The organism is Acidaminococcus hominis (assembly GCF_900291475.1).
Classification (GTDB): domain Bacteria; phylum Bacillota; class Negativicutes; order Acidaminococcales; family Acidaminococcaceae; genus Acidaminococcus; species Acidaminococcus hominis.
This window is the reverse complement of sequence record NZ_OLMM01000003.1, coordinates 220,220-235,978: the sequence shown is the minus strand read 5'-3', so window position 1 is coordinate 235,978 and position 15,759 is coordinate 220,220. Positions and strand designations below refer to the sequence as shown.

The following is a 15,759-nucleotide window of genomic DNA, read 5'->3' as shown; positions in this document are numbered from 1 at the left end:
TTACTAAAATGGGTGCAATTGGAGTGCTTGTTCGCAATGTTTGCCTTTCCGTTCTCTTTGGGGTATATTTTCAAAAAAGCGACGGAGCGCTGACTATTTTTGAAAACATAGCCACCAGTTGGTGCGGTCAGCGAACCTGAAGTGTGCTGGCTCGGGGTATCCACTCTCCTGCATCACTACCTTTAAAAGAGGTAGTGATGCTTTCCTCTCCCCTCGTATGATATGTATGTGAGTTATTAAAAACAGCTCACATACATATTTTTTGTGCGTATAGCGGTAAGAACCATTCGGAGAATTTTCCTCTTCCGGTTTCCCGTCTATACAATCTGAAGCTCTGTAACAAAAGGTTTTCCCATGGTACGATATCAGTAGAGTCTGATGTCCGGAGGCACTGCTATCTCCCCTTGCAGCCAGTTCGTCTGTGTCTGCTCCCTTTAGCATGCGGCCCAGCTCATGAAGCATTACTCCGCTAACACAGAAGTTGCATCTCCTGCCTTAGCACCAGCAAAAAGGCTGACAGGATGAATGCTAATTGCGCGAGGTTGCGGTTACTTCATGATGCCTGGGATAAACCTTTTGCTCAGGCTTCACAAATCTGATCTGGGAAGGAGGATGATATCATGATTAAGATCAACACTTTGTCAACTTTATACGTCGGTATTGATGTAAGTTCAAAATCCAATGTTGTCTATGCCATGGACTTTGAACAGAATAAGCTTCTTTCTGATTCTTTCCCTAATAATCAGCCTGGCGCTGAAAAATTGGCGAATGCTATCTGTAAATGTATGCTTTCTCATCGAAATCTAAATACTATCGTTTTCGCATTAGAATCCACCTCCATGTACAGTATTCATATTGCCAATTTCCTGTCAGCCAGCGAAATTCTCATGCCTTTTCATCCGTATGTTTATTGTCTCAATCCAAAAATCACAGCGAATTACCGAAAAACTTTTATTGGNACAACTGACCAAAAACTTTTATTGGCCTTTCCAAAACTGATTCAACGGACGCATATATCATTTCTGATTTAGCTCGGGTTGGCAAAATCAAGAGTTCTCCCTGGAGAGGCAGTCAGTTTCTTGCACTCAAGCGTCTGACACGGCACCGACTGCACCTCGCTGAATGCATCACAAGAGAAAAGACCTACATGATTTCCAATCTGTTTCTTAAATTTAGTGAACTGGAGATTTTGGATCAGGAATCACAGCCCTTTAGTAACATTTTTGGGACCACTTCAGCTGCCGTTTTGACAGAATTCTTTTCTGTACAGGATATTGTGGATGCCAGCGAAGAAGAGCTCCTACAATTTCTGGCAAAAAAAAGCCGGAATCGCATTACAAACTTAGCTGAAACCTCTAAATTGCTAAAAAAGGCCGCCCAGGATTCCTATCGTCTTGATAAGCGTGCAGCTGAACCCCTGACAATCGCTCTGGCCAGTTCGTTCAACTGTATTGAGTCTTACAAGAAGGAAATTAAGGCAATTGATCATGCTATAGAAAAGACGGTCAAGGGCGTTAATCCTAACGCCTACATGATTCTACGGTCCATTCCTGGTATTGGACCAGTCTTGGCTGCTGGCATTCTCGCTGAGATTGGTGATATTTCCGCTTTTCGCTCAGCTGATTCGCTAGCTAAATACGTTGGACTTACTTGGCGCAAGAGCGATTCAGGCGACTTCGTGGCCGAGGAAACACCCGTTTTCAGAACGGGTAACACATATCTCCGTAATTATATTGGAGAGGCTGCAAACAGTGTCCGAAGATACATCCCTGAATACGCAGAGTATTACGCCAAGAAATATGCTGAAGTGCCAAAGCATCAGCATAAAAGAGCACTCGCGCTTGCATCTCGTAAATTAGTACGACTCGTTTTTGGTTTGCTGGTCAAAAACCAACTGTACGCCGGCGGAAAGTTGAACGCCGAACAGAATAACGATTTCAAATAGCACCCGTTTTTTTTGAAGCAACATCGGGTGCAGGTGAAGTGCGCCCTTTTTTTGATTAATACATAGAATATCTTAAAAAAAATATGCTTGACATATTACCAGAATGCTAAAGGCGAGAGGTTAAATGCTAGTACTGGCAAAGTTGTTGCAGTCACCATAGTGCGTTTGCGCTGCTCTCCTGTCGTATCCTCGCGCCACAGAACCCCGTCTCTTGGAATCTTGGTTGGCGGGGCATCTTGTCGCTCGGACACTACGGAGAGGCAGTCACGTTGCGCAAGAATGGTACGTGTGTATGCACCCCTCCGGGGCGGTGGGGCGTAGAGCACCTTTCGCCACCCCGCGTTCCAAGGAACTGTAGACGACCCACCAGACTTGCGAGGAACGCGGCGTGGCGACTTCCTCATTTGTGATTGCTTCGCAATCACAGGACCGAAATCAATTTTTGCTAATTGATTTCAGTCGGTAATGAGGCAGAAAGCTGAATACAGGAATGCTTTCGTTGCTTGCAAAAGGCTAGTTCTAGAAGAATGGTAGTGCAGGCCCCATCCGAGGCGCTCCGCGCCCCACCTTCCCCGCTTGGACTGCTGTTGTGCGGAGAAGGCAAGCGGCCGGCGGCCGCAGAAAAGCTGGATAAACTTCCTCTGCCGACTACGTCGGTATCTCCTTCACGCTTGAAGGAGACGTTCGTAATCATCACTGGTCAACTTCATATCAGCACTATATTTTAGATTCTACATGACCAGTAGTGGTTTGGAAGCCTACCACAGTGGTTCGCAGCTAGCCAATCAGCTACGCCCATTTTGGGCTTGCTTCTTGGGCTGCTATCACATGGCTCGCATGAACCAAGAGTCTTTTTATAAACTGTAGACTCTTGGATGCGAGCGCAAAGCGTTGTGGTAGGTGTCAGCCAAAGGCTGACGGAGGAAGTTTAACCAAGTATATGCGGCCTTCGGCCGCATGCCTTCCACTTACCAGTGCACTGCTTGGCGTGCACTGGAAAAGGGGAAGGTGGCGGTGGAATCACCGGCGGATGGGGTTCAAAATCAGGTTGCCTAGGCCAGCACTATACCCGTTGAGAACGTCGACCAAAAATCCGGCACAGAGTTTTCTACAGCAAAAAATTGCCGTAGGCAATTTTTCTGTAGTTGGACTACCTAACGGTTCGCACTAGCCCTAAAAGGGGACAGACCTTTCCCCACTTGGGGGAAGCGGCACCGCTGGTGCCGATAGGGGTCTTCCAAGCCCGCTTTGCGGGCCCGGTCACCTCCCATTTCCGCAGACCGCACTAACCAGCCCAAATCTCTCGCCTGTAGGGGAGAGATGTCACCGAAGGTGACAGAGAGTGGATACCCCGAACCAGCACACTTCAGGTTCGCGGACCGCACTAGCCCCTGCTCAATATGGTATAATAGAATGTATCGATATTTTACTGTCAGGAGGGGGCCTATGGACGAAAGTAGTTTATTCGAAGCGCCGGTGGAGGAGCCGTTGGCGGCTCGGCTGCGGCCGCGCAATTTAGACGAGTTTGCGGGGCAGCGGCAGCTCCTGGGTCCGGGGAAGGTGCTGCGGAATTTGATTGAGGCCGACCGGATCACCTCCATGATTTTTTGGGGTCCGCCGGGGGTCGGTAAGACCACGTTGGCCCAGATTATTGCGCAGCACACGCATTCTACGTTTATCAATTTTTCTGCGGTGACCAGTGGGATCAAGGAGATCCGCACGGTGATGCAGCGGGCGGACGATAATCGGCGCTACGGGAGCCGGACGATTGTATTTGTGGACGAGATTCACCGGTTCAACCGGGCGCAGCAGGATGCGTTCCTGCCGTTTGTGGAGAAGGGGGCCATTATTCTTATCGGCGCCACCACGGAAAATCCTTCGTTTGAGGTGAACGGGGCTCTGCTGAGCCGGTGCAAGGTGTTTGTGCTGAAGGCGCTCTCTACGGAGGAGATTCTCCAGGTGCTGAACCGGGCGCTGACGGACCCTCGGGGGCTGAAAAATGACCATGTGCACATTGCGCCTGAGGACCTGGAGCTGATTGCCCGCTTTAGCAACGGGGATGCCCGGTCGGCGCTGTCGACTCTCGAAATGGTGGCGCTTAACGGGGAGAAGCGGGAGGACGGGCTGTACATTACCCGGGACATCATTGAGCAATGTACGTCCAAGAAGTCCCTGCTCTACGACAAGCACGGGGAGGAGCACTACAATCTGATTTCGGCCCTGCACAAGTCCATGCGCAATTCGGACCCGGACGCGGCGGTCTACTGGCTGGCCCGGATGCTGGAGGCGGGGGAGGACCCGCTCTACATTGCCCGGCGGGTGGTGCGGTTTGCCAGCGAGGATGTGGGGCTGGCGGATTCCCGGGGGCTGGAGGTGGCGGTGGCTGCCTACCAGGCCTGTCATTTTATCGGGATGCCGGAGTGCAGTGTGAATCTGACCCATGCGGTGATCTACCTGTCCATGGCGCCCAAGTCCAATGCCATGGAGCTGGCCTATATGGAAGCCAAGGCGGATGCGGTGAATTCCCTGGCGGAACCGGTGCCTTTGGTGATCCGGAATGCGCCAACAAAGCTGATGGCGGACCTGCACTACGGGGAGGGCTACCAGTACGCCCACGATACCAAGGAGAAGGTGGCGGCCATGCAGTGCCTGCCGGATTCTCTGAAGGACAAGACCTACTACCATCCTACGGAACAGGGGCTGGAAGCCCGGTACAAGGAGCGGCTGCGGCAAATCCGGGACTGGAAGAAGGCCCATGAGAAGTAAGCCAACAAATTGGACACAATTTTGACAAAGAATCGTAAGAACTTTTCCCTATGATAGAGAGGTTAAAGGAGAAAATATTATGATATTGGGCATTGGTGTAGATATATTGGAAGTGGGCCGGATGGAACGGGCCCTGAAACAGAAGGATTTCCGGGAGCAGGTGTTCACTCCGGGAGAGATTGCCTATTGCGAGCGCAAGGGCGCCCACAGCAGTGAATCCTATGCGGCCCGGTTTGCGGCCAAGGAGGCGGTGGGCAAGGCCCTGGGCACCGGGGTGCACCGGAGCCAGCTGCTGGAGATTGAAGTGCTTACGGACGCAAGCGGCCAGCCTTCTCTGCATTTTACCGGGGACATCGCCCGGCTGGCAGGGGAGAAAAAGCTGGGCAGGGCTTTTGTGTCTCTCAGCCATACGGCGGGGAACGCCATTGCCCAGGTGATTTTGGAGGCGGCGCAATGAAACTGATTAAAGGCAGTGTGATGAAAAGCGTGGACGCCCGGGCCATCAACGAAATCGGTATGGCCGAGGCAGTGCTGGTGGAAAATGCCGGCCGGGCCGTGTGTGAAGGGGCGCTGGAGCTGCTGGAAGGTGACGCCCGGGACCGGAAAATCACCGTGCTCTCCGGCAAGGGCAACAACGGGGCTGACGGCCTGGCGGCTGCCCGGGACCTGGCGGCAGAAGGGGCCCAGGTCAGCGTGATTCTGGCAGAGCCTCCGGCGGCCTTTGGTCCGGGAGCGGCGCTCCAGCTGCGGATTCTCCAGTATATGCCGGGCTGCACCTTTGTGGAATGGGCGGAAGAACCGGAGCGGGCTCTCAGCCTGTGCCGGGAAAGCGACCTGATTCTGGACGGGCTTTTGGGCACCAGTTTTCACGGGGTGCCCCGGGAACCGTTAAAATCTCTCATTGAAGCGGTGAACGACCTCCATAAGACCGTTCTGGCCATTGACATTCCCAGCGGGGTGGAGGCGGACACCGGTGCCAGCGTGCTGGCCCTCCAGGCGGACGTGACGGTGACCATGATTGCCCCCAAGCACGGGCTGTACCTGTATCCTGGCGCCCGCTATGCCGGGGAGATTTACCTGGCCGGGCTGAACGTGCCTCCCTGCCTGGTGGAAGAAGCCCCGGGGGCGGAGTACCTCTTGGAGCCGGAAATGGTCCGGGACTGGCTGCCCCGGCGCCGGGCAGATGCCCACAAGGGCGTCAACGGCCGGATTGCGGTGCTGGCCGGGAGTCTGGGCTACGCCGGTGCGGCCGAGCTGTGCAGCAAGGCGGTGGTCCGGGCCGGCGGGGGTTTGGTGACCCTCTACACCCGGCAGGAAGTGTTGGAGCCCCTCATTATCAAAAATACGGAAGTGATGGTCCGACCCCAGCCCAGCTTTGACCCCAAGGACCTGCTGCCCTTGCTTGCAAACGCAGACGTGGTGGCGGCGGGCCCCGGCATGGGCAAGGACCCCCGGACTCAGCAGCTGCTGCGGGAACTGCTGCCCCAGCTGGACCAGCCCCTGGTGCTGGACGCGGACGGGCTGAATGCACTGGCCGGGCAGGACGACCTGCTCCGGAGCCTGAAGCGGAAAATCTTTACTCCCCACCCGGGAGAAATGGCCCGGCTGTTGGGCCGGCCCATTGGGGAAATCCTGAAGCACCCTCTGGAATGCGCCCGGGAAGGGGCGGAGAAGTGGCAGGCGGTGGTGGTGCTGAAATGCACCCCCGCTGTGATTGCCCTGCCCACGGGAGAACTTTATATTAATACGACCGGCAATGCCGGCATGGCTACCGGCGGCTGCGGCGACGTGCTGACGGGCACCGTGGCAGCCCTTCTGGGCCAGGGCCTGAACCTGGAGAAAGCGGCCTGCTGCGCGGTGTACGCCCATGGACTGGCCGGCGACCTGGCAGCCGAAGAACGGGGCCAGATTGGCCTCAAGGCCGGGGACCTGCTGGAGCAGCTGCCCCAGGCCATTGCAAAGATTTTGGAAGTGTAATACTTCCCCGATTTGCCAGGACCCGGCGAAACGTGATAAAATGACCGGGTATAAGAGGAGGTACGATTGTGTTCAAAAAGCTATTTTTACTCTGTGCATGCCTGTTGGCCGTTCTCGGTCTGGGCGGTACGGGACAGGCTCTGGCCGCACCCACCATCCAGAACGTGGTGTACGGCGTCAACCCGGACGGACGGCTTCGGATTGTGCTGGATACCAATACTGCCGCCCGGTATAAAACAGAATTTGTGGGCAACGAGCTCCAGGTGACGGTGTACGGCAACCTGAGTTCCTCTGTGCCCAAGGTATATTCCTCCTCCAAGGCCCCCTACGTGAAGCGGGTGACCCTGGAACGGAAAATCAACCGGACTATCGTCCATGTGGCCATGAACCGGAGCCTGACCCGGGACGCGGTGAACGTGTTCCCCCTGAAGGCCGACCGGGTAGCCAAGCGGCCCACCCGGGTGGTGGTGGACGTGATTGCCGGCCCGCCCCAGAAGAAGTTCATTCCCAAGCCCAAGGTGCCCAAGACGGCCATCACCTCGCCCTGGCAGCCTACTCGGCCCAGCGTGGCGGCGGATACGGACTTTGGCAGCACCTACTCGGTAGTAGGGGGCATCAAGGGCAAACGGATTACTTTGGACGCAGGCCACGGCGGTTCTGACCCCGGTACCCACGGGCTCATTACCGGCACCTTTGAAAAAGACGTGACCCTGCCCATTACCAAACGGGTGAAGGAACTGCTGGAGCAGCGGGGCGCCATTGTGTACATGACCCGCACCACCGACGTGGACGTGTACGGACCCGATGCCACCGACCGGCAGGAACTCCAGGCCCGGGTGGATGTGGCCGAAAACAGCCACTCCGATATGTTCATCAGCATCCATATCAACGCCAGTGAGAATACCAGCGTAGGCGGCTATTCCACCTACTACTTCCCCAAGACCAAGTACGATATCCAGGTGGCCCAGGCCATCCAGGACCAGCTGATGAAGACCGCCGATGTGGACGATTTGGGCGTACGGTTCGCCAACTTCTATGTGAACAAGAGAAGCACCATGCCCGGTGCCCTGGTGGAATGCCTGTTCCTGACCAACCGGAAAGAAGAGCAGCTGCTGATTTCCCCGGCTTTCCAGGATAAGGTAGCAGAAGCCATTGCCGATGGGATTACGGACTTCTACAATCAGCACCAGGGAGGTTGATGGTAATGATGGAATGGAAAAAGTTTGGGGTAATATGCGTATTGGGACTGACCCTTATGGCGGCAGCAGGCTGCTCTGACGGCAGCAAGAACGCCACCAGTGCCGGCACGCCGGCCACCCAGCAGGCCCAGACCACCAAACCCCAGGGAGTGGAAAAGACCCTGTACCGCAAACCCAAGGACGGCAGCCAGAAACTGGTGGCCGTGAAAACCACGGTTCAGGGGGATACCGCCCAGCAGCAGCTGGAAACCCTGAAGGAACTGGTAGAAAAACAGCCCGAAGGGGATAAGACCTTCCCCAAGAACCTGAAAGTCAACAAACTCACCGTGAAGGACGGCCTGGCTACTGTGGACCTGAGCAAAGAATTCCTCACCCGCCGCGCCGGAGAATATGACACCACCATGATGATCTACGCACTGGTGAACACCCTCACCGAGTTCCCGGACATCAAGAAAGTCACCTTCACCGTCAACGGCGAGCCCGTGGAAGTACTGGGGCAGATGGATATGACCACGCCTTTTGAACGGAACGAAACCTTCTTGCCGAAAGCGTAGGGAGAAGAAAGAATGTGGGATATGACCCCGGCTGTGCAGCGTGCACAGCCGGGGTTGTTTTATTGTGGGGACTGCGGGGTGTAGTGCACACCGGGCCCTCCGGGCAACTTTGATTTTTGTTTGCGATGTTTGCCTTTCCGTCCCCCTGCGGTAGCCCACCACAAAGCTGGTGCTCTTTTGGAAACTTGGGGAGCAATGCTTTGTGGTTGGGCCACCGCATTTGAACGGTGTACGATTCTGACGTAATCAGCCCCGTGGGTCAAGCCTGTTGCAGTTACCATCGTGCGGTTGCGCTGCCACTCTATCGTGTCCTTACTTTGGGCATGGGCCTCCCAAGTGCCGACACCTTACCAGAAGCGGGACCCGCAAGGGCCTATCAGGACGACGATGAAGACTCCAGGACACTGCGGAGTGACAGTTACGTTGCGCAAGAATGGTACGTGTGTATGCACCCCTCCGGGGCGGCTGGGACGAGGGGACCTTCCGTCACCCTGCGTTCCAATGGACCGCAGCCGACCCACCACACTTGCGAGGAACGCACGGTGACGACTTCCTCGTTGGTGCTTGCTGCGCAATCACAGGGCATCTTTCAAGGAGCTTGAAAGATGCCGCAACGAGGAAGACAAATTGATTCGTCTCTAATTTCGTTGCTCTCAATAGGCTAGTACTTATAATTAGGTCCTGCAGGACCCCATCCGCCGGCGAGTACGCCGGCACCTTCCCCACCTTGGACTGCTGTGGGGTGGAGAAGGCAAGCGGCCTGCGGCCGCAAAAAAGCTGGATAAACTTCCTCAGTCATCCCTACGGGCTGACAGCCCCTCCACGCTTGAAGGGGCCGGTCTTAGGCCACTAATGGTCATCTTCTTATCAGCACTATATTTTGGATTTTACTTGACAAGTGGTGGCCTGGACGCCTACCACAAGCGTGTGGTAGGTGTCAGCCGCTAGGCTGACGAAGAAAGTTTAACCAAGTATTTAGCGTCCTTCGGCCGCAGCGGAGCACTCTCCGTCGCCTCCCGGCGCCACCTGCGCCCGCATGCGCGCGAGGTCAACTTCTCTACAAAATTCGCAATAACAATAGACTTTATACTTCTTATCCACACCCACATTGTGCTCATAAAAACTTAAATTTAGGAACGCAATGTAATGTTTTGTTGACTAATCGCGGTTTTCGCGGCCTCCGGCCGCTACTGCCTTCCGCTTACCTGTTCGCTATGCGAACAGGAGAAGGGGAAGGAATGTTCCGCCCCCAGTGCTAAAGCGGAACAAGGATGGGGTTTAAAACCTACCTTCCCAACTCTTTTGCGCTTGCTGCTCTACAATCCACATCCTCCCCCCCTTATGCTTTTCTCTTTTTAGGTTTTATACTTGTTCAGTTTTCTCAGCGAGGTGAAATTCAAATGATAAAAATTTCTATGAACGGCGGGGTTTCCAAAGCCCAGAATCCGTATGTTCCTATTACGGTAGAGGAATATGCAGCGGAGATTGGGCAGTTTTTGCAGTTGGGCATCAAGCATTTCCACATTCATTTTCGGGACGCTGGGGGTAAGGAATCTCTGGAGCAGGAGGTGGTCCTGCCGCAATTTCTGGCTCTCAAGAAACGTTTTCCCAACTGTCAGATTGGTATCGGGTCCCCGCTGCAAAATGGCATGACTGCTGCAAAGCGGCAAAAGGCCATTGCTGCCTGGACCTGGCGGCCGGACTATATTTCCGTCAATGTGTGTGAAGAGGGGAGCTGCGCTTTAAGCAAAACGCTGCAGCAGCTGCAGGTGCCTATCGAATATGGCATCTTTACCCTGGCAGACGCTGAAGAATTTGTGGCGCGGCAGTACAGTCAATCTGCCTTTCGGGTGCTGATTGAAGTCAGCGGAGAAGCCACCGATGAAGCCACGGTGGAAAAGGCTGCAGCTATTTTAACGTTTTTGCAGAAACGGTATCCGGACCTGGAATATCTCCTGCACGGGGAAGATATCCATACCTGGGCAGTCATCCAATATGCCCGGCAAAAGGGCTATGCCTGGCGCATTGGCTTTGAAGATATTGATTGCTTTGCCAATGGGGAAAAAGCCCATTCCAATATTGAACTGTACAAACATTGCATCAGTGAGGCGTAGGGATTACGACGAAATATCCGGGGATTCCCGGCACCACATCACTTCAGGTTCGCGGACCGCAACAACAGCACGGTGGCGACTTCCTCGTTGGTGATTCGCTATGCTCATCACAGGACATCTTTCAAGGAGCTTGAACGATGCCGCAACGAGGAAGACAGCTTATACGTTTCTGATTCGTTACTCTCGATAGGTGCTTGCAATAACCTTGGTCTTGCTGGCCCCAACCGCCTTCCTGCGTCAGGCACCTTCCCCACCTTGGACTACTGTGGGGTGGAGAAGGCATTCGGCCTGCGGCCGCAAAAAAGCTAGATAAACTTCCTCAGTCATCCCTACGGGCTGACAGCCCCTCCACGCTTGAAGGGGCCGGTCTTAGGCCACTAATGGTCATCTTCTTATCAGCACTATATTTTGGATTTTACTTGACCAGTGGTGGCCTGGACGCCTACCACAGTGGTTCGCAGCTAGCCAATCAGCTACGCCCAGTTTGGGCTTGCTTCTTGGGCTGCTATCACATGGCTCGCATTAACCAAGAGTCTTTTGATAAACTGTAGACTCTTGGATGCGACCGCAAAGCGTTGCTGGTAGGTGTCAGCCATTACCTTCCACGTTTACGGGGAAGGGGAATCACCCGTAGGGTGGTGGAAAGGGGGCTGACGAAGGAAGTTTAACCAAGTATTTAGCGTCCTTCGGCCGCAGCGGAGCACTCTCCGTCGCCTCCCGGCGCCACCTGCGCCCGCATGCGCGCGAGGTCAACTTCTCTACAAAATTCGCAATAACAATAGACTTTATACTTCTTATCCACACCCACATTGTGTTCATAAAAACTTAAATTTAGGAACGCAATGTAATGTTTTGTTGACTAATCGCGGTTTTCGCGGCCTCCGGCCNAAGTTTAACCAAGTATTTAGCGTCCTTCGGCCGCAGCGGAGCACTCTCCGTCGCCTCCCGGCGCCACCTGCGCCCGCATGCGCGCGAGGTCAACTTCTCTACAAAATTCGCAATAACAATAGACTTTATACTTCTTATCCACACCCACATTGTGTTCATAAAAACTTAAATTTAGGAACGCAATGTAATGTTTTGTTGACTAATCGCGGTTTTCGCGGCCTCCGGCCGCATTTGCCTTCCACTTACCTGTTCGCTATGCGAACAGGAGAAGGGGAAGGAACGCCCCGCTCCAGTCATAAAGCGGGGCAAGGATGGGGTTCAAAAGTAGGATGCCTGCACTACACCCGTTGAGAACATCGACCAAAAATCCGGTACAGAGTTTTCTGCAGCAAAAAATTGCCCTTGGGCAATTTTTCCGTAGTTGAGCTACCGTCCTTCTTGCACTAGCCCCAAAAGGGGACGAACTTTCCCCTTGGGGAAATGCCGTAAAGCGGCAATAGGGGCGCCCGGAGGGTCAGACCTGCACTACACCCCGCAGACCGCACCAACCTTTAAAGGCTCCTCACTTTATGCGGCCGCATCCAAACATCCCACGGATGTTTGGTCAATAAGGCCCATGCGATAGCGGGATTGGTCTGGCCCCTTCAAGCGTGAAGGGGCTGTCAGCGCTATGAGCTGACTGGGGAAGTTCCAGGACGCAGCTGCGCAGCGAGCCGCGAACCGCTCGAGGATTCCCGGCACCAGCACACTTCAGGTTCGCAGACCGCACCAACGCAAAAAAATATCTAGTTCATGCATTCTTCATATTCTAGGTTTATACTTATCTTGTTACTTTCTACTGAGGGGGTATTACCATGCATTCTATTTCTTCTTTGCACCATAAATTATCTTTGCTTTGTGTGTTGTCGATTTTGTCCGCTGCGCCTGCGGTGTATGCGGCGTCTTCCACGGCTCCTGGGGCGCCTGCGATGCCGGCGTCTATTGGGGCGGCGGGGAAGCTGCCGGGGCCGGGTACGCCGCTGGGGAACCAGCTGGGTGTTCCTTTGGGGAATCCGCCTGAGGGGTTGCCCCTGGGGGCACCGCCTGAGGGGCTGGGCAATCAGTCTTTTAACCAGGGCTCTGCGGCTGCGACTTTAACCAAGGCCGGGGTATACCGGGACCAGAAATACCAGTCCAAGGAGCAGGACCAGAATGCGCTCCGGGTAACGGGCCGGGGGGTAACTCTGGAAGGGGTCCGGGTGGACAAGGCCGCCGGGGACTCTACCAGCACGGAGCAGGGGGACTTTTACGGGCTCAACGCTGCGGTGCTGGCTACGGACGGGGCGCATTTGTCCGTGGTAGGGGGCAAGATTACGTCTTCTGCCAAAAACGGCAACGGGCTCTTCAGCTACGGGGAGGGTACCCAGGTGCTGGCGGACCACGTGACCATCCGCACCACCGGCAACAATTCCGGGGGTATCCAGACCACCGGCGGGGGCACCACCAAGGCCACAGGTCTGGACTTGGCTACCACCGGCGACTCCTCTGCCGCCATTCGTTCCGACCGGGGCGGGGGCACGGTGAATGTGACCGGGGGCCGCTTTACCACCAGCGGCTACGGTTCTCCGGCTATTTATTCCACGGCGGCCATTACGGTGACCAAGGCCAAACTCCAGGCCAAGAATTCCGAGGGGGCCGTCATTGAGGGCATGAACCAGATTCACCTGAAGGACTGCGAGCTGGAAGGCAATATGCCGGACGTGCGGGTCATGGGACCTAATACCATCCGGGAGGAAAACGTCCATACGGTGATGATCTACCAATCCATGAGCGGGGACGCAGAGGAGGGCACCTCGGACTTTGCCATGACCGGGGGCAGGCTGATCTCCCACCGGGGGGACGTGATTTACGTCACCAATACGTCCTGCCACATTGACCTGTCCGGCGTGGAGATTGAAAACCACGGGGACGGGGCCCTGCTCCGGATTGTGGGCAACAGCGGCAAACGGGGCTGGGGGAAGGCTGGCAGCAACGGCGGCCAGGCTACTGTCACTGCCACCAACCAGAAGCTCAAGGGGGATATGGTGGTGGATTCCATTTCCCATCTGGACCTGACCCTGAACCCGGGCACGGAGTACAAGGGCGCCATTATCCTCCAGGAAAACAACCAGGGCAGCACCCAGGAAAGCGGCATTGACGTGACCATTGCCAAGGGTGCCGTCTGGAAGCTTACCGGGGATTCCACCGTGTCCAGCCTGGACAACCAGGGCCGCATTGATACCAATGGCCACAAACTTACCGTGCTGGATGACTGACCTGCGTGGCGTCCGTCCGCACAGCAGAAATGGCACGTTACACTTTCACAAAATTCCTTGCGCTAATTCCAAATCTACGTTATAATGTGATTTATTCATTTCACTAACATTTTACTAAATCTTTTCAAACGATGAGGAAGGACGTGGCATTTTGGAAGCAACCTGGAGTACAATCGCCGCACTGGTCATTTACTTCGCCATATTGATCGGTATCGGCCTGGTTTCCTACAAAAAGAATGACGACATGGAAGGGTATGCCCTGGGGGGACGGGCACTGGGCCCCTGGGTGACTTCCATGAGCGCAGAGGCCTCCGACATGAGCGGCTGGATGCTCATGGGGCTGCCGGGGTATGCGTACCTGGCCGGCATCAGCGCAGCCTGGATTGCCATTGGGCTGATTTTGGGCACCTGGGCCAACTGGGAACTGGTGGCCAAACGGCTGCGGATTTTCACCCAGCACCTGGGCAACTCCATTACCCTGCCCGAGTACTTTGACAACCGGTTTCAGGACAAGCAGAAAAAACTGCGGATTGCGTCTTCCGTTTTTATCTTCATCTTTTTCCTGATCTACACCTCCTCTGGCTTTGTGGCCGGGGGCAAGCTGTTTGAAACCGTCTTCGGCTGGGACTATACCATGAGCCTGGTGGTGACCGCCGGCATCGTGGTGTTCTACACCATGGTGGGGGGCTTTGCCGCCGTGTGCTGGACCGATATGTTCCAGGGCTTTCTGATGTTCTTCTCCGTGCTGATTGTGCCCATTACCGCCATCTACTACGTAGGCGGCGTGGGGCCCACCATTGCCCGGCTGAACGCCATCAGCCCCAACTATTTCAGCCTGATCAAGGGCGCCGACGGCAGCGTTCTCAGCCTGACCGCCATTGTATCCCTGCTGGCCTGGGGCTTTGGCTACTTTGGCCAGCCCCATATCCTGGTGCGCTTTATGGCCATTGAGAACCCCCGGGAAATCAAGCAGGCCACCCACATCGCCATGACCTGGGTGGTCATCTCCCTGTTCATGTCCGTAATGGTAGGTCTTGCCGGCCGGGTGTACCTGGGACCCATTCTTCAGGGCTCCGCTGCCGAAACCGTGTTCATCAAACTGAGCACCCAGTTCTACCACCCCTTTGTGGCCAGTATCATTACCTCCGGCATTTTGGGGGCCATTATGAGTACCTCCAGCAGCCAGCTTTTGGTCGCCGCGTCTTCCTTTACCACTGACTTTTATAAGCCCGTGCTCCGGAAGAACGCCGAAGCCGGGGAAATGGTGAAGGTCAGCCGCCTGATGATTGTCCTGGTGTCTATTTTCTCCATTATCCTGGCCCTGGACCCCGACAGCATGATCCTGTCCATCGTGTCCTACGCCTGGGCAGGCTTTGGCGCCGCCTTTGGACCCCTGGTGCTCCTGAGCCTGTACTGGAAACGCATGACCACCAACGGCGCCTTTGCCGGCATCCTGGTGGGCGGCTCCACCGTCCTCATTTGGAAAAACCTCTTCGCCTATACCGGCGTGTACGAAATCATCCCCGGCTTCTTCCTGTCCCTGTTGGCCATCGTGGTCTTCAGCTTGCTGGATAAAGAACCCCCGGCGGAGATTGCAGCCAAGTATGACGAGGCTGTGGCGGAATATGGGAAACATGTGGATTGAGAGAAGAATACAAGAAAAAACGACTTGCGAACTCGGGAGAGTGCGCAAGTCGTTTTTTAGTTAGTGCGGTCCGCAAACCTGAAGTGTGCTGGCCTGGGGAATCCACTCTCAGTCATCCACTAGCGTGGCTGCCAGCTCTCCCCTACAGGCGAGAGCTATGGGCGCCCGCTGGGCAGGTATTGAACCCCATCCGCCGGCGAGTTCGCCGGCACCTTCCCCACCTTGGACTGTTGGTGGGTGGAGAAGGCATGCGGCCTACGGCCGAGCGGTTCGCCGTATTCCGTTCGCCTTCACCCTTCGGGTTCGGTTCACGGACGGCTATCGCAGGGGTCGTATATTCCATTTCTCTGTGGCCAGGGCCTTGAGAAATGGATACG

8 protein-coding genes and 1 pseudogene are annotated in these 15,759 nt (G+C 55.3%); all 9 read left to right on the top strand.

Annotation, left to right across the window (positions count from 1 at the left end; all coding sequences use genetic code 11):
- Positions 1-620 precede the first annotated feature (620 nt).
- The 9 genes and pseudogenes from C7E10_RS03220 to putP all read left to right on the top strand — a co-directional run bounded on the left by C7E10_RS03220 (position 621) and on the right by putP (position 15,382).
- A pseudogene (locus C7E10_RS03220) lies at positions 621-1,945 on the top strand (IS110 family RNA-guided transposase).
- A 1,446-nt stretch (positions 1,946-3,391) separates the two neighbouring features.
- Positions 3,392-4,711 carry a replication-associated recombination protein A gene (locus tag C7E10_RS03215; protein ID WP_105325915.1) on the top strand — a complete coding sequence of 440 codons (1,320 nt, stop codon included), beginning with the start codon at positions 3,392-3,394 and terminating at the stop codon, positions 4,709-4,711.
- A gap of 79 nt (positions 4,712-4,790) precedes the next feature.
- The gene (acpS, locus tag C7E10_RS03210) at positions 4,791-5,168 is read left to right on the top strand and encodes a holo-ACP synthase (RefSeq protein ID WP_199614908.1); all 378 of its coding nucleotides are present in this window, start codon (positions 4,791-4,793) and stop codon (positions 5,166-5,168) included.
- Positions 5,165-6,688 (top strand): NAD(P)H-hydrate dehydratase, encoded by a 1,524-nt coding sequence (locus C7E10_RS03205; protein WP_105325913.1) that lies wholly within the window; start codon positions 5,165-5,167, stop codon positions 6,686-6,688. Before acpS ends, C7E10_RS03205 begins: the two co-directional genes overlap by 4 nt.
- A gap of 68 nt (positions 6,689-6,756) precedes the next feature.
- Complete coding sequence (locus C7E10_RS03200) at positions 6,757-7,887, top strand: N-acetylmuramoyl-L-alanine amidase family protein (RefSeq protein ID WP_105325912.1); 1,131 nt, start codon at positions 6,757-6,759, stop codon at positions 7,885-7,887.
- A gap of 5 nt (positions 7,888-7,892) precedes the next feature.
- A complete protein-coding gene (locus C7E10_RS03195; RefSeq protein ID WP_158572373.1) occupies positions 7,893-8,441 on the top strand; it encodes a GerMN domain-containing protein in 549 nt (182 codons plus the stop codon).
- A 1,400-nt stretch (positions 8,442-9,841) separates the two neighbouring features.
- The gene (locus C7E10_RS03190) at positions 9,842-10,555 is read left to right on the top strand and encodes a 3-keto-5-aminohexanoate cleavage protein (protein ID WP_158572372.1); all 714 of its coding nucleotides are present in this window, start codon (positions 9,842-9,844) and stop codon (positions 10,553-10,555) included.
- A 1,856-nt stretch (positions 10,556-12,411) separates the two neighbouring features.
- Complete coding sequence (locus tag C7E10_RS03185; RefSeq protein WP_105325909.1) at positions 12,412-13,737, top strand: hypothetical protein; 1,326 nt, start codon at positions 12,412-12,414, stop codon at positions 13,735-13,737.
- A gap of 151 nt (positions 13,738-13,888) precedes the next feature.
- Positions 13,889-15,382, top strand: coding sequence for a sodium/proline symporter PutP (putP, locus tag C7E10_RS03180; RefSeq protein ID WP_200820191.1), 1,494 nt, complete (start codon positions 13,889-13,891; stop codon positions 15,380-15,382).
- Positions 15,383-15,759: the final 377 nt, after the last annotated feature.